At 71.2% G+C, this 20,940-nt stretch carries 18 protein-coding genes and 1 pseudogene; 9 read left to right on the forward strand and 10 right to left on the reverse strand.

Annotated elements, in window-relative coordinates; genetic code table 11:
* Nucleotides 1-105 precede the first annotated feature (105 nt).
* The 3 genes from BJY16_RS01680 (at nt 106) to BJY16_RS01690 (ending at nt 3,293) form a co-directional block, all read left to right on the forward strand.
* A complete protein-coding gene (locus BJY16_RS01680; protein WP_185037369.1) occupies nt 106-1,314 on the forward strand; it encodes a DUF349 domain-containing protein in 1,209 nt (402 codons plus the stop codon).
* A 123-nt stretch (nt 1,315-1,437) separates the two neighbouring features.
* Complete coding sequence (locus tag BJY16_RS01685) at nt 1,438-2,367, forward strand: SCO2522 family protein (protein WP_185037370.1); 930 nt, start codon at nt 1,438-1,440, stop codon at nt 2,365-2,367.
* A complete protein-coding gene (locus tag BJY16_RS01690; RefSeq protein ID WP_185037371.1) occupies nt 2,364-3,293 on the forward strand; it encodes an SCO2521 family protein in 930 nt (309 codons plus the stop codon). Before BJY16_RS01685 ends, BJY16_RS01690 begins: the two co-directional genes overlap by 4 nt.
* Here BJY16_RS01690 and BJY16_RS01695 read toward each other — a convergent pair.
* Nucleotides 3,241-4,164 (reverse strand): DUF6879 family protein, encoded by a 924-nt coding sequence (locus BJY16_RS01695; RefSeq protein ID WP_185037372.1) that lies wholly within the window; start codon nt 4,162-4,164, stop codon nt 3,241-3,243. The two genes, BJY16_RS01690 and BJY16_RS01695, sit on opposite strands and share 53 nt — an antisense overlap.
* 124 nt (nt 4,165-4,288) lie before the next feature.
* Between BJY16_RS01695 and BJY16_RS01700 the strand changes: the two genes are divergently transcribed.
* On the forward strand, nt 4,289-5,239 hold the full coding sequence (locus tag BJY16_RS01700; protein WP_185037373.1) for an FAD-dependent oxidoreductase: 951 nt from the start codon (nt 4,289-4,291) through the stop codon (nt 5,237-5,239).
* 1 nt (nt 5,240) lies between these two features.
* Here BJY16_RS01700 and BJY16_RS01705 read toward each other — a convergent pair whose 3' ends face one another.
* Nucleotides 5,241-5,738 carry a hypothetical protein gene (locus BJY16_RS01705; RefSeq protein ID WP_185037374.1) on the reverse strand — a complete coding sequence of 166 codons (498 nt, stop codon included), beginning with the start codon at nt 5,736-5,738 and terminating at the stop codon, nt 5,241-5,243.
* Nucleotides 5,739-5,885: 147 nt separating this feature from the next.
* Nucleotides 5,886-6,890 (reverse strand): threonine ammonia-lyase, encoded by a 1,005-nt coding sequence (locus BJY16_RS01710; RefSeq protein WP_185037375.1) that lies wholly within the window; start codon nt 6,888-6,890, stop codon nt 5,886-5,888.
* A gap of 84 nt (nt 6,891-6,974) precedes the next feature.
* On the opposite strand from BJY16_RS01710, the gene BJY16_RS01715 reads away from it, so the two are divergent.
* Nucleotides 6,975-7,850, forward strand: a complete 876-nt coding sequence (locus BJY16_RS01715) for a LysR family transcriptional regulator (protein WP_185037376.1) — start codon at nt 6,975-6,977, stop codon at nt 7,848-7,850.
* A gap of 11 nt (nt 7,851-7,861) precedes the next feature.
* Here BJY16_RS01715 and miaB read toward each other — a convergent pair whose 3' ends face one another.
* The gene (miaB, locus tag BJY16_RS01720) at nt 7,862-9,361 is read right to left on the reverse strand and encodes a tRNA (N6-isopentenyl adenosine(37)-C2)-methylthiotransferase MiaB (protein WP_185037377.1); all 1,500 of its coding nucleotides are present in this window, start codon (nt 9,359-9,361) and stop codon (nt 7,862-7,864) included.
* 21 nt (nt 9,362-9,382) lie between these two features.
* Complete coding sequence (locus BJY16_RS01725) at nt 9,383-9,850, reverse strand: hypothetical protein (RefSeq protein WP_239178004.1); 468 nt, start codon at nt 9,848-9,850, stop codon at nt 9,383-9,385.
* 135 nt (nt 9,851-9,985) lie between these two features.
* Here BJY16_RS01725 and BJY16_RS01730 point away from each other — a divergent pair, with 135 nt between their 5' ends.
* The 4 genes from BJY16_RS01730 to BJY16_RS01745 all read left to right on the forward strand — a co-directional run bounded on the left by BJY16_RS01730 (nt 9,986) and on the right by BJY16_RS01745 (nt 13,417).
* Nucleotides 9,986-10,729: an amino acid ABC transporter ATP-binding protein gene (locus BJY16_RS01730; protein ID WP_185037379.1), complete on the forward strand. Its 744-nt coding sequence runs from the start codon at nt 9,986-9,988 to the stop codon at nt 10,727-10,729.
* Nucleotides 10,730-10,819: 90 nt separating this feature from the next.
* Complete coding sequence (locus tag BJY16_RS01735) at nt 10,820-11,758, forward strand: glutamate ABC transporter substrate-binding protein (protein ID WP_185037380.1); 939 nt, start codon at nt 10,820-10,822, stop codon at nt 11,756-11,758.
* 71 nt (nt 11,759-11,829) lie between these two features.
* The gene (locus BJY16_RS01740) at nt 11,830-12,486 is read left to right on the forward strand and encodes an amino acid ABC transporter permease (protein WP_185037381.1); all 657 of its coding nucleotides are present in this window, start codon (nt 11,830-11,832) and stop codon (nt 12,484-12,486) included.
* Nucleotides 12,487-12,559: 73 nt separating this feature from the next.
* Nucleotides 12,560-13,417, forward strand: a complete 858-nt coding sequence (locus tag BJY16_RS01745) for an amino acid ABC transporter permease (protein ID WP_185037382.1) — start codon at nt 12,560-12,562, stop codon at nt 13,415-13,417.
* Between the two features lie 76 nt (nt 13,418-13,493).
* Here the strand turns inward: BJY16_RS01745 and rny are convergent, their stop codons facing one another.
* From rny to BJY16_RS01770, 5 genes and pseudogenes are all read right to left on the reverse strand, one after another.
* On the reverse strand, nt 13,494-15,218 hold the full coding sequence (rny, locus tag BJY16_RS01750) for a ribonuclease Y (RefSeq protein WP_185037383.1): 1,725 nt from the start codon (nt 15,216-15,218) through the stop codon (nt 13,494-13,496).
* 1,918 nt (nt 15,219-17,136) lie between these two features.
* Nucleotides 17,137-17,733, reverse strand: a pseudogene (locus tag BJY16_RS01755) (regulatory protein RecX); the annotation flags it as partial.
* A 935-nt stretch (nt 17,734-18,668) separates the two neighbouring features.
* Complete coding sequence (gene recA / locus BJY16_RS01760) at nt 18,669-19,715, reverse strand: recombinase RecA (RefSeq protein ID WP_185037384.1); 1,047 nt, start codon at nt 19,713-19,715, stop codon at nt 18,669-18,671.
* Nucleotides 19,716-19,892: 177 nt separating this feature from the next.
* Nucleotides 19,893-20,093: a DUF3046 domain-containing protein gene (locus tag BJY16_RS01765; RefSeq protein WP_185037385.1), complete on the reverse strand. Its 201-nt coding sequence runs from the start codon at nt 20,091-20,093 to the stop codon at nt 19,893-19,895.
* Between the two features lie 154 nt (nt 20,094-20,247).
* Nucleotides 20,248-20,913 carry a UdgX family uracil-DNA binding protein gene (locus BJY16_RS01770; protein ID WP_185037386.1) on the reverse strand — a complete coding sequence of 222 codons (666 nt, stop codon included), beginning with the start codon at nt 20,911-20,913 and terminating at the stop codon, nt 20,248-20,250.
* Nucleotides 20,914-20,940: the final 27 nt, after the last annotated feature.

The following is a 20,940-nucleotide window of genomic DNA, read 5'->3' on the forward strand; positions in this document are numbered from 1 at the left end:
ATGCGCGAGAAAGAATGCCCCTGAGAGGGTTGGCATTCCACTGCGCTGTGGCGGTGGCCGGGGACCGGGCTGGTCCTTCGGCGCCGGGAGAACGAGGATGAGCTCATGAACGACTGGACGGCCTTCGGGCGCGTGGATGCCGACGGCACCGTGTACGTGAAGACCGCCGAGGGCGACCGGGTGGTCGGCTCGTGGCAGGCCGGCACCCCCGAGGAGGGCTTGGCCCACTTCGCCCGGCGATTCGAGGACCTGGTGACCGAGGTCGACCTCGTCGAGGCTCGCCTCAAGTCGGGCGCGGCGGACGCGTCCCACTCGCTGAGCAGCGTCAAGCGGCTTCGCACGCAGCTGGACGAGGCGCACGTGGTGGGCGACATCGACGGTCTCGCCGCCCGGCTGGACAAGCTGGCCGCCCTCGCCGACGAGAAGGCCGGCGAGGCTCGCGCGGCCCGCGAGGTCGCCCGGACCGAGGCCCTGGCCCGCAAGACGGCGCTGGTCGAGGAGGCGGAGACGATCGCCGCCGAGGCCACCGGCTGGAAATCGGCCGGCGACCGGCTCAAGGAGATCCTCGACGAGTGGAAGACGATCCGCGGCGTCGACAAGAAGACCGACGGTGAGCTGTGGAAGCGGTTCGCCGCCGCCCGGGACGGCTTCACCCGCCGCCGCGGCGCGCACTTCGCCACCCTGGACGGGCAGCGCAAGCAGGCGCAGACCGCCAAGGAGGAGCTGGTCAAGGAGGCCGAGGCGATCTCCGGCTCGGACGAGTGGAACACCACGGCGAACCGGCTCAAGGAGCTGATGGCCGAGTGGAAGGCGGCGCCGCGCGCCGCCAAGGAGGCCGAGCAGCGCCTCTGGGAGCGGTTCCGGGCCGCCCAGGACGCGTTCTTCACCCGGCGCAGCGCGGTCTTCTCCGCCCGGGACGCGGAGTACCAGGGCAACCTGGAGCGCAAGCAGGCGATCCTGGCCGAGCTGGAAGCGATCGACGTCGACGCCGACGCCCGCGGCGCGCAGAACAAGCTGCGCGACGCCCAGGCCGCCTGGCACGAGGCCGGCCGGGTGCCCCGCGAGGCCGCCGCCGGCCTGGACCGCCGCTGGCGGGCCGCCGAGGAGCGGATCCGGGTCGCGATGGACTCGGCGTGGCGCAAGACCAGCCCGCAGGACAACCCGCTGCTGCGCCAGATGCGCGACCAGGTCGCCGAGGCCGAGCAGCGGCTGGAGCGGGCCAAGGCGGCCGGCGACAACCGGCGGATCAAGGAGGCCGAGCAGGCGCTCGCCTCGAAGAAGCAGTTCCTCGCGCTGGCCGAGCAGGCCAGCTGAGTCTCGCTTGATCGGAGGGCGGTGGTCCGGGTGGACCGCCGCCCTCCGGCGTTTCCTTGACCCGTACGCCACCATGGATCCATCGGCCGATCCACGGAGGTGGCGGTGGCACCGGGAGACGCTGTGACAGCCGGGTTCGACTATCGGGAGGCCGGCACCGCCGGGGCGACGTCGTCGGTGGCGCTGTCCCACCTCTCCGTCGAGCTCGCCCACCTCTTCCCGGAGGACCTGGCCGAGGACGCGCTGACCCGCTACTTCGCCCGGGTGACGCCGTGGGTGGAGACCACTGCCGCTCTCGCTCGTAGCCGAGCCGCCAAGGCCCGGATCAGCACCTGCGTCCTGGTCGTGGACCACGCCGACGGATCCGGACGTCCGCGGGACGTCATCCCGCGGATCCAGGAGGCCGCGAAGCACAGCGGCTTCGCCGTCGACTACCTCGCCCGGGAGTCGGCCCTGACCGGCGGTCCGGCCCGCGAGGTGTTCGACCACATCGTGCCGGAACCGCACCCCGGCACCACCGGCGTCCGGCCGCTGCTCGACGCGAACGGGTGGCTGTGCACCGGAAAGCGGTCGCCCACGGCCGGTGGTGCACCGGCGATGTCCGGAGCGGAGTGGCAGCCGCCGGTGCAGACCGGCGCCCGCCATGCGATCTTCATCGACGCCGAGCTGCGGGACAGCGCCGACGGGAGCTGGTCGGTCACGCTGCTCCGGGCGGTGTGGCAGCTGCTCCGACTCGGTCTGCTGCGCCCGGCGGACGCCCGCCTGACCGCGCCGGAACCGGTCGGCACGCTGCCGGAGACCTGGCCCGAGCTGCCACCGGTGGTCCGGCTCACGGAACGGCCGGGGCCGCTCTGCGCGTACCAGAGCTTCTCGGTCCTGCCCAGCCGCTTCCTGGAGGTGGAGGTGGCCGCGGACCTGATCATGTCGATGGTCCGGCTCGCCCCGGAGGTCGACGATCAGGTGGTCCGGCGGGCCGGGATGGAAGGCATCACGCTGCCGGCCGAGCCGCAGGATCGCATCAGCCACGCGTTCCTGGCCACGGACCCGCCGTGACGCGGACGGAACACATGCTCGCGTTCGGCGAGGTGCACACCGCTCTGCTGCGGAACTCCCGGCCGCTGTCCGGGCACTCGGCCGCCGAACTCCTCGACCTGACCTCCGGCGAGACAGTCCGCCGGAGCCAGCGGCCGATCTCCCGGGCGATCTCGGCGGACCGCTGGGAGGGCGTCGACTGCCGGATGCCGTCGTCCCGCGGCGGCCACCCGCGCGGCGTCGGCACGCTCGGCTGGCACGCGATCGTCACCGGCGGCCACGTCACGCAGTGCTCCACCCACGCCGGCCTGGTCGCCGCCGAGTCCACCCGGCGACGTCCGTGGTCGCACTACCTGGCCACACCGGGACGCATCGAGCTGATCGGCAAGTACCGGCCCGACGAGATCGCCGACGGTCTGCTGCGGGACGGCACGGATCCGGCCGTCCTCGACCTCGGCGCGATCACCACCCGCGGCCTGGACGCCGTGCAGCGAGACGGTCGGCTCGATCAGCTGGCCCCGCTGAACGCGCCGGGCACCGCCTTGCGCTGGGTGGCATACCTGGGCGCGGAGACGCTCACCGGTCGCTTCACCCTCGAGTCCGAGCGGTTCCGGACGCTGCGCCTGACCGTGCCCGGCCAGGACCTGCCCGCGGTGGTCCGGCTCGGCGAGGACCTGGCACTGCACGACTGGCTGCTCACCACCCTGACGGCGATCGTCGACGCGGCGCTGACCGGCGGCCACAGCCGGGCGGAACAGCTGCGGCGGCTGCGGCCGGCGTTCGAGCACCTGGCACACCTGTGGATGCCGGGGGCACAGGTGGACGAGGAGCTGATGCCGGTCTGGGACGCCCTGGACCGGCGGGCCGGGTTCAGCCGGCAGTGGGCGGCGACCGTCACCCGGGTTCGCGATCACCTGCTGCTGGCGGCGACGCCGGACTGGGCGTAGCGGCGGCCTCCAGCGGCCGGCTGATCCGCCACAGGTGGTCGAAGATGTGGGTCAGCTCCTGGACCCGGCGCTCCCGCATGATCAGCCGGGTCTGGGCGAGGACCGGCCGGGCGTCCGGCTCGGTGATCGAGGCGGACATCGTCTCGTAGCCGACCGCGCCGTCGAAGATGATGAAGTCGACGATCGAGGTCCGCATCGCGTGCGGGATGGCGTCGTGGTCGAGCACCCGCACGTCGATGCCCATCTTCCCCTGGTAGCGGCAGGCGTCGGCGAACTCCTGCTGGCCGGCCATCTCCGGCCGGGGCAGCAGGAAGATCCGGCGGATCCGGACCCCGCGTTCCACCGCCTGGCGCTGGTACTCCAGGTAGTGCCGGCCGATGTCGCTCTGCCAGAACCCGCGGTCCACGCCGTCGGTGCTGATCGCGTCGAGGCTGGTGGTGGTGTGCCGGGCCAGGCCGAGCAGCCAGTCCCGGTCCTCGCCGTAGTAGGTCGCGTCGCCGCCCTCGGACAGCTCGGCCATGAACTCGGCCAGCTCACGCAGCCGGGACTCGGCGAGGCTGTGGATGATCGGCGGCGAGGTGGGCAGGATGCCGGTGGAGTGCCGGACCAACTGGGCCAGTACGTCGTGCTGCACCGCCGAGCTCTCGATCAGGTGGAACAGCTCGGTGGCCTTGTTGATCTCCGAAAACTTGCGGTCGACCAGGATGTTGATCTCGCGCAGCGATTCCAGCTGACGGCTCTCCACCACGGTCAGCCGATGCTCGAACATGATCAGGAACCGGACGATGAGCACGATCCCGCCGATCAGCACGGAGAGCAGCAGGCTGATCCCCAGCGGCTGGTCCAGGGCGTTGGTCAGGAGAAACGTCAAACCACCCGACGCCACGGTGGCGAGAGTCAGACGAAGGACATCGTTCTTGGTGCCCGCTGCGGCCATGTCTCCATTGGACCGCATCCACGTTACGGATTTCGACCCGCGCCGATACCCTGGGCTGATGGCCGCTACTGCGAAACCGCTCCTGGTGGTCGGGGCGGGCGTCATCGGGCTGACCACTGCGATCCGGCTCGCCGAGGAGGGCCTGCCGGTACGGGTCCTGGCCGACGAGCCACCGTCCCGGACCACCTCGGCCGCCGCCGGCGCGATGTGGGAGACCTGCCTCACCGATCATCCGGACCTGGACCGCTGGAGCCGGGTGTGCTTTCAGCGGTTGCTGGCGCAGGCGCCGGATCCGGCCGCCGGGATCCGGGTGGTGCGCGGGGTGGAGGCGACCCGCGACCGGATCGAGACACCGGACTGGGCCCGCCGGCTGCCGGACCACACCGAGATCGACCCGGCCACCCTGCCCCCGGGCTTCCTGTCCGGCTGGGGCTTCACCACCGCTCTCATCGACATGCCGGTCTACCTGAGCTACCTGACCGGCCTGCTGGAGCGCCACCGGATCACGATCGAGCGGGCGCACGTGACCGACCTGGCCGACCTGACCGGCGAGGCGCCGGTCGTGCTCAACTGCACCGGGTTCCGCGCCGCCCAGCTGGTCGGCGACCCGTCCGTCGAGCCGCTGCGCGGGCAACTCGTGGCGGTCCGCAACCCGGGGATCACCGAGTTCTTCTGCGAGCACACCGACGACCCGACGGCGGTGGTCTATCTGCTGCCGCACGGCGACACGCTGATCATCGGCGGCAGCGGCGAGAAAGGGTACGAGCGCCCGGCGCCCGACCCGCGGATCACCCGGGAGATGCTGGACCGGGGGATCGCGCTGTTCCCGCGGATCGCCGGGGCGGAGGTGCTCGGCGAGCGGGTCGGGTTCCGCCCCTACCGCTCGCCGGTCCGGGTGGAGCGGGACGGCCGGGTGATCCACAACTACGGGCACGGCGGGGCCGGGGTCACCCTCTCCTGGGGCTCCGCCGAGGACGTCTGCCGGATGGCCGTGGAGCTGCTGGGCTGACTCAGCCGACCGGGAGGGGTACGGCGGAGAGCGCGCTGCGGCGGGCGCCGGCCGGCCACACCCGGCGAACCTGTTTGCCCCGGGCGACCGCCCAGGCCACCGTCTCGGCGGTGCCGCCGCGCAGGCCGACGCCGCTGCCGTCCCAGACCGCGATGAGCAGGTCGCAGCGCTCCACCACCTCGCGGCTGGCCGCCTCGTAACACCCCTCGGGCGGCCCCGGCACGGTCAGCCGGGTCACGTCGGTGGCGTGCCGGAGCAGGGCGCAGAGGTCCCGATCGTTCTCCGGGGCGGCGGAGTGCTCCGGGACCGGCAGCACCGCCTCGAAGGTGCCCCGGCAGGCCCGGACCGCCTCGGCGAAGATCCGGTCGGCGCCCTCGGCCAGGCAGGTCACCCCGTGCACGCCCTTGTGCGCGCGCAGCTCCTTGACCAGCTCCCGGTAGATCAATCGGCGAGCGGACGGTTCGAGCCGGATGTGGCCCGTCACCCCGATGCGGATCATCGTTTCCCCCTCGCCACCCGGCTGTCCGATCATGCCGGGAGAAGTGCCCGGTTCGCTCCAGTGTCCGACAAACGGACGACTTCGAAGCTCACCTCGTCCATTATTTCCGGAATGTCGCGAATTGCCATCCGGCGATGATTCCGGCGATCAGATCATTTGCGCAGGTGAAGCGGGTGAAGCGGGAGTAGCGACTGACGCGTCCGGCACTGCCAGATCCGCCAACTCGGCCGGGACGGCGTTGCCCCCGGTGCAGACCACCGCCACCGACCGCCCGGCGAACAGCTCCGGACGACTCAGCACCGCGGCCGTCGCGGCCGCCCCGGCCCCCTCGGCCAGGGTGTGCGCGGCGGTCGCCAGCAGCCGCCGGGCCGCGCCGATCTCCTCGTCGGTGACCAGCAGGAAGTCCGCCAGGCCGGCCCGCATCAGCCGCTGCGGCAGGGCGAAGCCCCGGCCGGTGGCCAGCCCGGCCACCGCGGTCCGGTTCGGCCGGGCGAGGAGCTCGCCGGCCCGCCAGGAGTCGTGCGCGGCCGGCGAGGCGGCCGACTGCACGCCGATCACCGCGCAGCCCGGCGCCAGCGCCGCGGCCGCCAGGCAGGCCGCGGCCGCCCCGGTGCCGCTGCCGACCGGCACCACGATCGCGTCCAGGTCCGGCCGCGCCTGGAGAATCTCCAGGTAGAGCGTGCCGACCCCGGCCAGCAGCTCCGGCGTGTCGCCCGGGCTGACCAGCCGGGCCCCGGACTGCGCGGCCAGCCGCTCGGCGCGCCGCCCGGCCTCGTCCAGCGAATCCCCGGTCAGTACCGCCCGGGCGCCCCAGGCCTCGACCGCGGCCGCCCGGGCCGGATCGGTGCCGGCCGGCATCACCACCGTGCACGGCGCGTCGTACCGGTGACTGGCGTAGGCCACCGACTGCGCGTGGTTGCCGGTCGACCAGGTGACCGTGCCGCGGGCCCGCTCGGCCGCGGTCATGCTCGCCAGCAGGGTCAGCCCGCCGCGCACCTTGAACGCGCCGATCGGCTGCGTGTTCTCGTGCTTGACCAGCACCGCGGCGCCGGTGGCCCGGTCCAGCAGCGGATAGCCCCAGAGCGGGGTGGGCGGCAGGTGGCGGCGGACGACGTCGTGCGCGGCCCGGATGTCCGCGAAGGTCAACTCCATGTCCCGATCGTCGGCCCGGCCCCACCCATCGGTCCAATGCCGGATCACGAGCAAACCCATAGACCCGGTTGATACGTTGGCCGCATGCTCGACGTCTCCCGGTTGCGGGTGCTGGTCGCGGTGGCCCGGCACGGCTCAGTCACGGCCGCCGCCCAGGCGCTGCACTACGCCCAGCCGTCGGTCAGCCACCACCTGGCCCGGCTGGAGGCGGAGACCGGCAGCCGGCTCGTGCAACGGGCCGGGCGCGGCATCCGGCTCACCGACGCCGGCCGGATGCTGGCCGAGCGGGCCGAGGAGATCCTCGGGCGGCTCGACGCCGCGGAGGCGGAGCTGGCCGCGCACACCGGGCTGCGGTCCGGCCGGGTCCGGCTGGCCGCGTTCCCGTCCGCGCTGGGCACCTTCGTGCCGGTCGCGGCGGCCGCCTTCGCGGCCGAGCACCCGGGCGTGGACCTGCGCTTCACCGAGGCCGGGCCGCCGGCCGCGGTGCGCCTGCTGCGCAGCGGCGAGGTGGAGGCCGCGGTGCTGTTCACCTATCCGGGCGAGCCCGCGCCGGACCTCGACGGGCTGCGCCACGAGCTGCTGCTGGAGGAGCCGATCCACCTGGTGACGCCGGCCGACCGGCCGGGCGGCACGCTCGCCGACCACCGGGACCGGCCGTGGATCAGCGGCTGCGAGCGCTGCCGGGCCGAGCTGGTCCGGCTCTGCGCGGTGGCCGGTTTCACCCCGGAGGTCCGATTCACCACGGACGACTTCGTCGCCGTGCAGGCGCTGGTCGCGGCCGGCTTGGGCGGCACGGTCCTGCCCGGGCTGGCGCTCGCCGCACACCACAACCCTGACGTACGCACGGTCGCGCTGGACAGCCGTCGCACCGTCTACGTCGCGGTGTACGGCGACGTACCGGACCCACCGGCGACGACGGCCCTGTTACGTCACCTGCGGACCGCCGCCCGCGCCCTTTAGCCGGGCGCGGGTCAGAGCGCGCAGCCGTCGGCGGCCGGCGGGAGCGGGGCCGGGACCCCGATCGTCGGCAGGCCGAGCGAGACGCCCTTGAGTTTCGGGGTGCGGCCGGCCTCGAAGGCGTCGCCGGCGCGGGTGCGGCGGTGCAAGAGCGGGGCGCCGTCCGCGTTCAGGTGGTGCGGGGCGGCGTAGGTGATCACCGTCTCGACGATGTCGCCGGGGCGCGGGGCGCGGTCACCGGTCAGGTCGCCGGTGGCGAAGTGGACCAGGCGGCCGTCCCGGGCACGGCCGCTCATCCGGCCGGTGCGCTCGTCCTTGCGACCCTCGCCGACCGCGACCAGGACCTCGACCTTCTCGCCGACGAGCTTCTTGTTCTCGGCCCAGGTGATCTCTTCGAGGGTGGCGATCAGGCGGTCGTACCGCTCCTGGACGACCTTTTTCGGCACCTGCTCGTCCATGGTCGCGGCCGGGGTGCCGGGACGCTTCGAGTACTGGAAGGTGAAGGCGCTGGAGAAGCGGGCCTGGCGGACCACCTCGAGGGTCTGCTCGAAGTCCTCGTCGGTCTCCCCGGGGAAGCCGACGATGATGTCGGTGGTGATCGCGGCGTCCGGCATCGCGGCCCGGACCTTCTCGATGATGCCCAGGTATTTCTCCTGGCGGTAACTGCGGCGCATGGCCTTGAGCACCCGGTCGGAGCCGGACTGCAGCGGCATGTGCAGCGAGTGGCAGACGTTCGGCGTCTCGGCCATCGCGGCGATCACGTCGTCGGTGAAGTCCTTCGGGTGCGGGCTGGTGAACCGGACCCGCTCCAGCCCCTCGACCTCGCCGCAGGCGCGCAGCAGCTTGCCGAAGGCGAGCTTGTCACCGAACTCGACGCCGTAGGAGTTCACGTTCTGCCCGAGCAGGGTGACCTCCAGGACACCCTCGGCGACCAGGGCGCGGACCTCGGCCAGGATGTCGCCGGGACGGCGGTCCTTCTCCTTGCCGCGCAGCGACGGGACGATGCAGAAGGTGCAGGTGTTGTTGCAGCCCACCGAGATGGAGACCCAGCCGGCGTAGGTCGACTCGCGCTTGGTCGGCAGCGTCGACGGGAAGACCTCGAGCGCCTCGAGGATCTCCACCTCGGCGGCCTCGTTGTGCCGGGCGCGCTCCAGCAGGGCCGGCAACGAGCCGATGTTGTGGGTGCCGAAGACCACGTCGACCCAGGGCGCCTTCTTGACGATGTCGCCCTTGTCCTTCTGCGCCAGGCAGCCGCCGACGGCGATCTGCATGCCCGGGTTCTTCAGCTTGGTCGGCCGCAGGTGGCCGAGGTTGCCGTAGAGGCGGTTGTCGGCATTCTCCCGGACCGCGCAGGTGTTGAAGACCACGACGTCGGCCGCCTCCGGATCGGCGGCGCGCACATAGCCCGCGTCCTCCATCAGGCCGGAGATGCGCTCGCTGTCGTGCACGTTCATCTGGCAGCCGTAGGTGCGCACGTCGTAGGTGCGGGAGGCGCCGGGTATCTCAACAGTCATGGCAATTGACCAGGGTACTGCTTACGCGGCGGCGGGTCGCTCGGGCGTCGGGTCGGGTTTCCAGCGCGACCGGTGGCAACCCGGGTGGGCCGCGCAGGCCGGGTCGTCGCCGGTGCACGGGCGCGGGTGCCACCGCTCCGCGCCGTCGTCGGTCTCCCGCTCGTCCACGTGCACCGGGCGCAGGGTGCCGTCCGGGTCGGCGCAGACGTACCGGGAAGGGTTGAGGGTGTCGTCGGGGACCAGGACCGCGGCCGCGAGCCGGACCGCGACGGCGCTCGCGATGGTCTCCTCGTCCACCTCGTCCGGGGCCAGGTAGACGTCGACGAGTGTCGGGAAGTCGCCACCCACGTGATAGACGTCGCAGAGCATGGCATCCGGCCCGGTCGTCCCGATCTCGGTCACGCCGCGTTCCAGAGCCCCGGCCAGGGCATCCCGCACCCGGTCGGGCTCGATCCGCACCGCGACGGACCAGTTCCAGAGGCCAGCCATACCTGCCATCGTGTCCGTTTCTCTCCCTGGGTGGCGACTGCGTTACTGCTCCGTGACCATTCTCGTCACTATCCGATACCTCTGTCCCCCTAGGGTGTCTCCCATCGAGTGACCCGACGAGCGGATGGACACGGGGTGACAGGCGAGGCTCTCATCGTTCTGGAGAACGTGAACAAGTGGTTCGGCCCGCTGCACGTGCTGCAGGATGTGGATCTGTCTGTCGAGCGCGGTGAGGTGGTCGTCGTGATCGGGCCCTCCGGGTCCGGCAAGTCGACGCTGTGCCGGGCGATCAACCGGCTGGAGCCGATCGACTCCGGGACGATCACGTTCGACGGTCAGCCGCTGCCGGCCGAGGGGCGGCCACTCGCCCGGTTGCGCAGCGAGGTCGGCATGGTCTTCCAGTCGTTCAACCTGTTCGCGCACAAGACCATCCTGCAAAATGTGATGCTCGGTCCGGTCAAGGTCCGTAAGGAGAAACCGGCCGCGGCCCGGGAGCGCGCCATGGCGCTGCTGGAGCGGGTCGGCATCGCCAGCCAGGCGGACAAGTTCCCGGCCCAGCTCTCCGGCGGTCAGCAGCAGCGGGTGGCGATCGCCCGGGCGCTGGCCATGCAGCCCAAGGCGCTGCTCTTCGACGAGCCGACCAGCGCGCTCGACCCGGAGATGGTGGGTGAGGTGCTGGACGTGATGACCTCGCTGGCCAAGGAGGGGATGACCATGGTGGTGGTCACCCACGAGATGGGCTTCGCCCGGCACGCGGCGAACCGGGTGGTCTTCATGGCCGACGGCCAGCTGGTCGAGCAGGCCCCGCCGGCCGAGTTCTTCGCGAACCCGAAGAGCGACCGGGCCAAGGACTTCCTTTCCAAGATCTTGACGCACTGACATACAGATGTCGACGTACTGAACACACCCCAATGACCGGCCCCCAAGCCAATTCCAGGGTCTGATCTGGAGCAGAGGAGAGAGTTGATCATGGGTATGAAGCGGGTAGCGGTGTTCGCCGCCGCGGCGGCGTTCACCTTCACGCTGACCGCATGTGGCGAGGAGGGCACCCCGACCCCGAGCGGCGCCGGCAACGGCAGCGGCGCGGCGCCGGTCTCCGACACCTGCAAGTCGTCGGGTGCCACGTTCACCGCGGACACCGCCGCCGCGGTGAAGGGCAGCCCGACGTTCGACAAGATCAAGTCGGCGAGCAAGGTGACCATCGGGGTCAAGTTCGACCAGCCGAACCTGGGCTACAAGGACACCTCCGGCACCCGGTGCGGCTTCGACATCGAGATCGCCCAGTACCTCGCCTCGAAGCTGGGCGTCGACCCGGCGAAGATCGAGTACAAGGAGATCCCGTCGGCCAACCGGGAGACCGCGATCAAGGGTGGGGAGATCGACTACTACGTCGGCACCTACTCGATCACCGACAAGCGCAAGGCGGACGTCTCGTTCGCCGGGCCGTACTTCGTCGCCGGCCAGGACCTGCTGGTCCGCAAGGACGAGACGACGATCCAGGGCAAGGACACCCTCAAGGGCAAGAAGGTCTGCTCGGCGCAGGGCTCGACCCCGATCCAGCGGGTCCGTGACGAGGGTCTGACCGAGCCGGAGAACATCGTCGAGTTCAAGACCTACTCGGAGTGCGTGTCGCAGCTGCTCGACAAGAAGGTCGACGCGGTCACCACCGACGACGCGATCCTCAAGGGCTACGCCGCGCAGAACTCGACCGACCTCAAGGTCGTCGGCAAGCCGTTCAGCACCGAGAAGTACGGCATCGGCCTGCCGCGCGACGACAAGGCCCTGCGCGACTACGTGAACGACCAGCTGGAGGCCGCCTTCAAGGACGGCACCTGGCAGAAGATCTACGACGGCACGCTGGGCAAGTCGGGCTCGCCGGCCACGCCGCCGACGCTCGAGCGCTACTGATCCACATCTGCTGAAGCCGAGGCCGGGCGGACCATCCGCCCGGCCTCGGCCGGTACGGCTTAGGACGGGGAATGACGGAGTTCCTGCACGTACTGACCGACCACTGGGACCTGTTCCTCAAGGGCTTCGGGAACACGGTGAAGCTGTTCCTGGTCGCCGCGGTCGGAAGCCTGCTGCTGGGCACGCTGCTCGGCGCGTTCCGGGTGTCGCCGATCCCGGCGCTGCGCTGGTTCGGCGCGGCCTACGTCAACATCGTGCGCAACACGCCGCTGACGCTGGTCTTCGCGTTCCTGGTCTTCGCCGTCCCGAAACTGGACGTCAACCTGGAGTACCAGACCGCCGCCTTCACCGCGCTGACCGTCTACACCGCGGCGTTCATCTGCGAGGTGGTCCGGGCCGGCGTGAACACGGTCGCCCCCGGGCAGGCCGAGGCGGCCCGGGCCCTGGGCCTCACCTTCGACCAGGTGCTCCTGCAGGTGGTGCTGCCACAGGCGTTCCGGTCGATGGTGCCGCCGCTGATGAGCGTGCTGATCGCGATGCTGAAGAACACCACGGTGGCGGCCGGCTTCTCGGTGCTGGAGGCGGGCGCGATCCCGTCGTACATGTCGGAGTTCGGTGAGCCGCAGTTCTACGTGCTGATCTGGATCGTGGTCGGCTTCCTGATCCTGATCACTCCCCTGGTCCTGCTGCAGCGGTTCCTCGAGCGGAAGTTGACGGTGGCCCGATGAGCGAGCGTGCGAGCGAATCCATGAGTACAGTCGTCAGCTCATCGCGACGCCGGGGCGCAGCGGAGGTGGCGCGATGAGCTCGTCAGTGCTCTACGACCTGCCCGGCCCGCGCGGCCGCCGGCGCAACCTGATCATCGGCGTGCTGGCCACGCTGGCGATCGCCGGGCTGATCGCCTGGGTGATCTACCGGTTCTACAAGACCGGCCAGTTCGAGGCGCGGCGCTGGGACCAGTTCAAGTTCAAGGCCGTCCAGATGGAGATCGTCGACGGCCTGGTCGCCACGCTCACCGCGGCCGGCATCGCGACCGTGCTGGCGCTGCTCTTCGGTGCGATCTTCGCGGCCGGCCGGCTCAGCGAGCACCGGATCCTGCGGACCCCGTCGACCTGGGTGGTCGAGCTGTTCCGGGCGATCCCGCTGCTCATCCTGATCTTCTTCGGCTACTACGTCCCGCTGCAGTACGGCTGGTCGATCAGCAACCTGTGGGCCCTGGTCATCGGCCTGACGCTGTACAACGGGTCGGTGCTCGCGGAGATCTTCCGGGCCGGCGTCAACGCGGTGCCGCGCGGGCAGTCCGAGGCGGCCTACGCGATCGGCCTGCGGAAGAACCAGGTGCTCCGGCTGATCCTGCTGCCGCAGGCGATCCGCTCGATGCTGCCGGCCATCGTGAGCCAGCTCGTGGTGCTGCTCAAGGACACCGCGCTCGGCTTCATCATCACCTACCCGGAGCTGCTGACGGTCGGCAAGACGATCGGCGGGCGGCTCGCCTTCGGGTTCCCCTACGTGCCGGCCTACCTGGTGATCGGGGCGATCTACATCAGCATCTGCGGGCTGCTGTCGAGCTTCGCGTGGTGGCTGCAGCGCCGGCTGACCCGGGTGCGGACCACGGCGGCCAAGCCGCTGCCGCTGACCGATGTCAACCGGCAGGTCTGAGGCTGGTCACGACCGCCGCTTCACGGTACGGCGGGAGGCTCCCGTCGTACCGTGATCGTGGTCTGCTCCTGATCGTCTATCGGGCCAGTTCGGTGACGCGGGACTCGCGGACGACGGTGACGCGGATCTGACCGGGATAGGTCAGCTCCTCCTCGATCTGCTTCGCGACGTCGCGGGCCAGCACCGCGGCGCCGATGTCGTCGATGTCGTCCGGGCGGACCATCACCCGGATCTCCCGCCCGGCCTGCATCGCGAAGACCTTCTCGACGCCGACCTTGCCGCCGGCGATCTCCTCGATCCGCTCCAGCCGCTTGACGTAGGCCTCCAGGCTCTCCCGGCGCGCGCCCGGCCGGCCGCCCGAGCAGGCGTCCGAGGCCTGGGTGAGCACCGCCTCGATGGTCTGCGGCGGCACCTCGTTGTGATGCGCTTCGATCGCGTGCACGATGTCCTCGTGCTCGCCGTACTTGCGAGCCACGTCCGCGCCGATCAGCGCGTGACTGCCCTCCACCTCGTGGGTCAGCGCCTTGCCGATGTCGTGCAGGAAGGCGGCCCGCTTCATGGTCGGTACGTCCAGGCCCAGCTCGGCAGCCATGATCCCGGCGATGTGCGCGGTCTCCACCAGGTGCTTGAGCACGTTCTGGCCGTAACTCGTGCGGTACCGCAGCCGGCCCAGCAACTTGACCAGCTCCGGGTGGATGTTGGTGATCCCGACGTCGACCAGCGCCTCCTCGGCGGCCCGGTCGCAGAGCCGCTCCACCTCGTTGCGCGCCGAGTCGAAGACCTCCTCGATCCGGTGCGGATGGATCCGGCCGTCCAGCACCAGCTTCTCCAGCGTCAGCCGGCCCACCTCGCGGCGCACCGGGTCGAAGCAGGAGAGCAGCACCGCCTCCGGGGTGTCGTCGATGATCAGGTTCACCCCGGTGGTCGACTCGAAGGCCCGGATGTTGCGGCCCTCCCGGCCGATGATCCGGCCCTTCATCTCGTCACTCGGCAGGTGCAGCACGCTGACCACGCTCTCCGCCGTCTGCTCGCTGGCGATCCGCTGGATCGCGTCGACCACGATGTGCCGGGCCCGGGTGTCCGCGGTGCTCCGGGCATCCTGCTCGATGTCCCGGATCAGGATCGCGGCCTCCCGCTTCGCCTGACCCTCGATCGACTCGATCAGCTCGCCCTTGGCGGTGTCGGCGGTGAGCCCGGCGATCCGCTCCAGCTCCCGGCGCTTCATCTCCTCGGCCGCCCGGATCTCCGTCTCGCGGCTGCGCAGGTCGGCTTCCTTCTTGGTCAGCTCGGCCTCCATCGCCCCGAGCCGGCGCTCCCGTTCGACCAGGCGCTCGACCTCCTCGGCGTGCAGCCGCTCACGCTCGTCGATCCGGGCGGCGCGCCGCTCCACCTCCGCCGACTGCTCCTTCACCGTGGCGTTGAGCAGGGCGATCTCCCGCTCACCGGAGCGGCGGGCGGCGGTGCGCAGCTGCTCGACGTCCGCCTCGGCCTGCCGGTGGGCGTGCTCCAGGATGGTGTCGGCCTCGCTGTGCGCGTTCTCCAGGACCCGGCGGGCCTCGGCCCGGGCGGCGGCGGCCTCGGCCTTCGCGGCGGCTGCCTCGGCGCGCACCGAAGCCGCCTTGGCGTTCGCGTCGGCGACCTTCGCCTGAGCGTCGCCGACCTCCTGCTCGTGCCGATCGTGGGCGTCCTGCCGTTCGGACCGCAGCTGGCGCAGGGCACGGGCACCCAGCGTCAGGCCGACGATCACCGACACGGCGAGCACGACGATCGCTACTACGAGCACCCAGTACTGGGGGGCCATCTCGCCGCGTCTCCCTTCGCCGCCGGCGCGGTGTGCACGCGCGCGGGCTCTCTGCGGGATGCCCGACCAAGGCAGATGACCACAGGCGGCACCGGGCCCCGGCTCACACGCTCCGCCGTACGGCTACCAGCTTCGCCTCTCGGGAAGGCTGGATGCCGCCTGTTCCGGCTTCCTGACCTCTCCTCGCCGGAATCGGGGGTGGCTTTCGCCCTCCCGGTCCGGTTCGTCGGTTCTCTGGTCCGGTCCGGTTCGTCGGTTCTCTGGTCCGGGCCGGTGCCGTGGGTTCGGCTCGGGCCCGGCCCTGGCGGGGTCGGGTCCGGTGGGGCCGATCAGCTGCGGCGTCTTCGGAGTCACGGCCTCTCCCGGTCCAGCGGCGCCTTCTGCCGGCGGCGCCGGCACGGGCCGGGTCGCCTTCGGTGGCGTCGCCCCGGGTCGGTGGCGTCGCTGCGGTCGGTGGCGTCACCTCGATGGGTGGCGTCGCCTCGGGTCGGCGGCGTCCTCGACCCGGCCGGATGGCTGGGCTCGGCCGGGGCGGCGGGACCCGGACCGGTGGCGATGGTCTGACCTTTCCTCGGCCGGCTCCCCGCGGAACTTCGCATCGCCGGTCGGATCCTGGTCGTGGCCGCGCCACATGTCCGCTGTCACGGCCGCTCCGGAGTGCCGAAGCCGGTCCACGAATGTCGACGGAGTGTGACAAGCTTTGAAACGATTTCTCGTCCCGCGAAGCTGTGTCGGTCCCCGCCGGCGGTGCGGTCGGCTTCCGCGTCCGGGTCAGCTGCTGATGGCTCGGATCAGAGTGTGTGGAGTTGTGGGGTCGACCGCTGCTATGCCACGCCGCCCACCGCGCGGTCAGCGGTCGGCGGAGCCTGCGGCGGGCCGGACCCGCCAAGTGATGCCGTAATGTAATGCGATCTATGTTGTGTGTGTTGCTTGCGATGGTCGAGCAAACCTTGTGTAACGCGAGGCTAGGTCGCGAGTGCCGCTTCGGTCAAGGACTCATGATTCGGCAGCGGATAGGACGTAGGGCACAGACGTGCTTACGCCCAGCTCACGATATCGCCCGGATATTTCCGACGTGCCGGGCCATCGAGCCCTTTCGCCCCCGGCCGATCTCCGTCGTTTCGAGGCCGTCACCCATTATCCCGCCCGTCGACAACCGGACGCCCATCACACTGAGCGTGATGGAGACCGCTCCGGCGTCCGGGAAACCGGAGGTTCCCGCCGAATGGGTGGAGTTCCTCACCACCGGACTATATCGGGGCGAGATGCTGCTATCGGGGTGAATGCCACCAGGTAGTGGCGTGGCCGGGCAGACCCCGGCCTGGCTCCCGAAGCGGCGTCGGAACGTGCCCCACGCGGTCCGGGCGGATCGGTGCCGGTGTCTCTCCGCTCATCGACACTTGTTACAAAGCGCAACCGTGAGCCGGGCACGCAGCGCTCCCCCAGCGCCCCGAAATGACCGCTGATCGCCGCCGGGTGAGCTGTGGCGCTCTCCTCAAGGCGAGCGTCGCACTTTCTCAAGGTGAGCTGTGACGCTCTCCTCAAGGCGAGCTGTCGCGCCCCCTCAAGGCGCGAGTCCTGCCGGACCGGCGATCTGATCCCACGCACCGAAGCGACCTGGGCCAAGTCCCCCGGCGAGAGGACACCCAGACAGGGCCTGCCGACCCAGCCAACCCCCGGAGCCGCTTGGACCGATCCGCCGACGAGAACGCGTCCAGACAGGCCCACCGACCTGATCGCACACCTCGACGTCATCTGGGCTGACTCCACCAACGAGAAGCATCCGGGGCGGTCAGGAGAGGGTGGGGCAGCGGACGGCCAGGAAACCGTGGGGCACCGGACGGCCACGAGACGGTGGGCACCGCGCGGCCACGAGACGGTGTTCACCGCGGCCAGGAAGCGGCCAGGCACCGGGCGGTCAGGAGGAGGGGTCGTCTGCCTGGTCGGCCAAGGCGTCGGCGTCCACGCCGTCGGCGAACTCGGCGGCTTCGGCGTCGCGGGCGGCCAAGGCGTCCTTGACGGCGCGGATGGCTACGCCGGCCGGGTATCCCTTGCGGGCGAGCATCGCCACGAGGCGGCGGAAGACGGCCTCCGGGGTGCCGGTGGCGCTGCGCAGCTTGCGGTCGACCAGGGCGCGGGCGGTCTCCGCCTCCGCGTCCGCGTCGACGGCCTCCAAGGCCTCGCTGGCCACCTCGGCGTCGACGCCGCGCTGGCGCAGCTCGTTGGCGAGGGCGCGGCGGGCCAGCCCACGACCGTGATGCCGGCTGGACACCCACGCCCGGGCGAACGCCGCGTCGTCGATGATGCCGACCTCGTCATACCGGTCCAGGACCTCGGCGATCACCTCCTCGGAGATCTCCTTCCGGACCAGCACCTTGGCCAGCTCAGCTCGGGTCCGCGGACGCACCGCGAGCTGCCGCAGACAGATCTCACGCGCCCGCTCGGACTCCGTCTGCTGCGGCCCAGCCGACCGGCGCGCCGCACCGTCGCCGGCCCCCGAGCCAGCACCGTCCCCGCCACCGGAACGGCTCCCGCCACCCCAACGACTGGAGCCGCGCCCGCCACCGCCCGACCGCCCGGAACGATCCGAGCCACCCGAACCACCGGAGCCGAACCCGCCGCCCGACCGCCCGGAACGATCCGAGCCACCCGAACCACCGGAGCCGAACCCGCCGCCCGACCGCCCGGAGCTGCCCCACCGCTCGGAGCCGAACCCGCTAACCGGACGATCCGCGTCGCCCGGCCGCTCCGAGCCGGAACCGAGGCCATCCGAACCGGTCCACCGATCCGAGCCGGAAGCGCTGCCCCACCGCTCGGAACCGGAACCAAGGACATCCGAACCGGTCCACCGATCCGAGCCCGAAGCGCTGCCCGAATGATCGGAGTCGCTGCCTGACCCGCTGCCAGAACGATCCGGGCGGCCCGGACCGGCCGCCCCACTCGAACGGTCAGGATCGCTCCGCCGACCAGCGCCGGAGGCATCGCCCGAGTCATCCCGGGTGTCCGAGGCGCCTTGCTCGCTCGGGCGGCCCGCGCCTGAATGGCTCCAGCCATCCGGGATGCCGCGGCTGACCAGGCGATCCAGACTCTCGCCGGCCCGATCTGCCGAGCCGGCACGGCCGCCCGGAGCGCTCCGGCGGCCGGAGCGGCCCCAGGCGCCGGCAGCGCCTGAGGACTCGTCGCCGGCAGGCTCCGGGTCGGAGGAGGAGTCGGCCGGCCCCTCGTTGGCCTCGCTGGAGGAACCGAACGTCTGCCAGAGGCCCTCGTCGTCCTCCGGGCGGCGGCGACGGGCATAGCCGCCCCGCCGGCCACCGCCGCGGCGCGCCGGGCCCGAGGCGCGGTCGCCCTCGGAAGTGTCATCCGGCGCGTCGGAGCCGGTCCGGGGCGGGAGGGGATCCCACCCGCGCCCGGACCGGGCACCACGTCGTCCGGCCATCGCGGACTACCGGATCAGAAGTCGACCGGCGGCAGCTCGGGGCCGCCCGCGGCGTCCCCGGTGGTCTGGCCGACGCCCAGCTTCTCCAAGATCTTCTTCTCGATCTCGGCGGCGACGTCCGGGTTCTCCTTGAGGAACTCGCGCGCCTTCTCCTTGCCCTGGCCGAGCTGGTCGCCGTCATACGTGTACCAGGCGCCGGACTTGCGGATGATGCTCTGCTCGACGCCGACGTCGATCAGCGAGCCCTCGCGGGAGATGCCCTTGCCGTACATGATGTCGAACTCGGCCTGCTTGAACGGGGCGGCGACCTTGTTCTTCACCACCTTGACCCGGGTGCGGTTACCGACCACGTCGGTGCCGTCCTTCAGGCTCTCGATGCGGCGCACGTCGAGCCGGACCGACGCGTAGAACTTCAGCGCGCGACCACCGGTCGTGGTCTCCGGCGAGCCGAACATGACGCCGATCTTCTCGCGGAGCTGGTTGATGAAGATCGCGGTGGTGCCGGTGTTGTTCAGCACACCGGTGATCTTGCGGAGCGCCTGGCTCATCAGACGAGCCTGCAGACCGACGTGGCTGTCACCCATCTCGCCCTCGATCTCGGCACGCGGCACCAGGGCGGCGACCGAGTCGATGACGATGATGTCCAGCGCGCCGGAGCGGATCAGCATGTCGGCGATCTCGAGCGCCTGCTCGCCGGTGTCCGGCTGGGACACCAGCAGGGCGTCCGTGTCGACGCCGAGGGCCCGCGCGTACTCCGGGTCGAGGGCGTGCTCGGCGTCGATGAACGCCGCGACCCCGCCGGCCTTCTGCGCGTTGGCCACCGCGTGCAGCGCGACGGTCGTCTTACCGCTGGACTCCGGGCCGTAGACCTCGATGACCCGGCCGCGCGGCAGGCCGCCGACGCCGAGGGCCACGTCCAGCGCGATCGAGCTGGTCGGGATGACGGCGGTCTGCACCACCGGCCGCTCCCCCAGCCGCATCACGGAGCCCTTGCCGAACTGCTTGTCGATCTGTGCCAGCGCCAGTTCGAGCGCCTTTTCCCGGTCCGGTGCTGCCACCATTGCCGTCACCCCTGTATTGGACTTCGCGTTCTTCGCCACGGCCGACACGGTATGCGGTGGGTATGACAAAAATCCTCCGCCCTACCCAGGGCTGTGGATGGCCGAGCCGCTGTGGACAATAGCCGAACACTTGTACGACATCGAGCGACACGCCAGAACAAGCGTACGAAAAATGACTCAGTGCAGCTGGGAGGGCACCCGATCGGGGTACGACGCCACCACCGCGCGCCAGATGGTAGCCGTCTCGACACCCTGCGCAATCGCCTGATCGATGGTCCGGCCGCCGAGCGCCGCGAAAGCGTGATCGGCCGCGATGCTGCGGGCGTAAGCCGCTCCGAACGCCTGCTCCAGGCGCCCCCAGAAATCCGTCAATCGCACGTGACGAGGGTACCCACGCGGTATCCGGGCGACACGCTCCGTGCAGTGGCCCCCGCTCGGCGGAGAGGTGCTTTGTGACCTGCGGCACGGGCGGTGGGCGTACCCGAAATGTGTCTGGTCGTCCGGCGATCGGAAGCCGAGCGGGCGGCGAGAGTCAGGCGGCGATCGCCCCGGCCGCGACCTTCAGGTCGTCGACCAGGCCCTGATAGGCGATGTCACGATTGTCCGCGCGCAGCACCGCCGACGGGTGGATGGTGGCCAGCGCCTGGATCTCGGCGACCGGGAAGTCCTCCGGATGCTCGGCCGAGCCCGGCCACGGCATCAGCCGCCCGCGGGACTTGGTGACCCGGAACGAGGGGCCCAGCAGCGCCTTCGCCGCGGTCGCCCCGAGCAGCACCACCAGCTGCGGCTGCAGCAGCGCGAACTCGGCGACCAGCCAGGGCCGGCAGGCGGTGATGTGGGCCGGGCCGGGGGTCTGGTGGATGCGCCGTTTGCCGCGCAGCTCGAACCGGAAGTGCTTCACCGCGTTGGTGATGTAGAGGTCGGCCGGGTCGATCCCGGCGTCGTCCACGGCGTCGCGCAGCAGCCGCCCGGCCGGGCCGACGAACGGCAACCCCTTCTGGTCCTCGACGTCGCCGGGCTGCTCGCCGACGAAGACGACTCGGGCGTGCGGGGCGCCGCGGCCGAAGACCGTCTGGGTGGCGTCCTCGTGGAGCTCACAGCCCCGGCAACCGGACGCGGCCTGCTTGAGCTCGTCGATGCTGTGCGGCTGCGACGGCACCCACTGCTGTGCGCCGACCGGCGCTTCGGTCCCTGGCATGCCCTCCGTTTTACCCGGGCGAGCACC

The sequence above is a fragment of the Actinoplanes octamycinicus genome (genome assembly GCF_014205225.1).
Lineage (GTDB): Bacteria > Actinomycetota > Actinomycetes > Mycobacteriales > Micromonosporaceae > Actinoplanes > Actinoplanes octamycinicus.

What these genes read in the sequence shown, in the direction of transcription:
- recA (WP_185037384.1), bottom strand. Translation starts at nt 19,715, where the DNA reads ATGGTGGCAGCACCGGACCGGGAAAAGGCGCTCGAACTGGCGCTGGCA.
- BJY16_RS01710 (WP_185037375.1), bottom strand. Translation starts at nt 6,890, where the DNA reads ATGGAGTTGACCTTCGCGGACATCCGGGCCGCGCACGACGTCGTCCGC.
- BJY16_RS01770 (WP_185037386.1), bottom strand. Translation starts at nt 20,913, where the DNA reads ATGCCAGGGACCGAAGCGCCGGTCGGCGCACAGCAGTGGGTGCCGTCG.
- BJY16_RS01735 (WP_185037380.1), top strand. Translation starts at nt 10,820, where the DNA reads ATGGGTATGAAGCGGGTAGCGGTGTTCGCCGCCGCGGCGGCGTTCACC.
- BJY16_RS01745 (WP_185037382.1), top strand. Translation starts at nt 12,560, where the DNA reads ATGAGCTCGTCAGTGCTCTACGACCTGCCCGGCCCGCGCGGCCGCCGG.
- rny (WP_185037383.1), bottom strand. Translation starts at nt 15,218, where the DNA reads ATGGCCCCCCAGTACTGGGTGCTCGTAGTAGCGATCGTCGTGCTCGCC.
- BJY16_RS01740 (WP_185037381.1), top strand. Translation starts at nt 11,830, where the DNA reads ATGACGGAGTTCCTGCACGTACTGACCGACCACTGGGACCTGTTCCTC.
- BJY16_RS01725 (WP_239178004.1), bottom strand. Translation starts at nt 9,850, where the DNA reads ATGGCTGGCCTCTGGAACTGGTCCGTCGCGGTGCGGATCGAGCCCGAC.
- BJY16_RS01705 (WP_185037374.1), bottom strand. Translation starts at nt 5,738, where the DNA reads ATGATCCGCATCGGGGTGACGGGCCACATCCGGCTCGAACCGTCCGCT.
- miaB (WP_185037377.1), bottom strand. Translation starts at nt 9,361, where the DNA reads ATGACTGTTGAGATACCCGGCGCCTCCCGCACCTACGACGTGCGCACC.
- BJY16_RS01680 (WP_185037369.1), top strand. Translation starts at nt 106, where the DNA reads ATGAACGACTGGACGGCCTTCGGGCGCGTGGATGCCGACGGCACCGTG.
- BJY16_RS01700 (WP_185037373.1), top strand. Translation starts at nt 4,289, where the DNA reads ATGGCCGCTACTGCGAAACCGCTCCTGGTGGTCGGGGCGGGCGTCATC.
- BJY16_RS01715 (WP_185037376.1), top strand. Translation starts at nt 6,975, where the DNA reads ATGCTCGACGTCTCCCGGTTGCGGGTGCTGGTCGCGGTGGCCCGGCAC.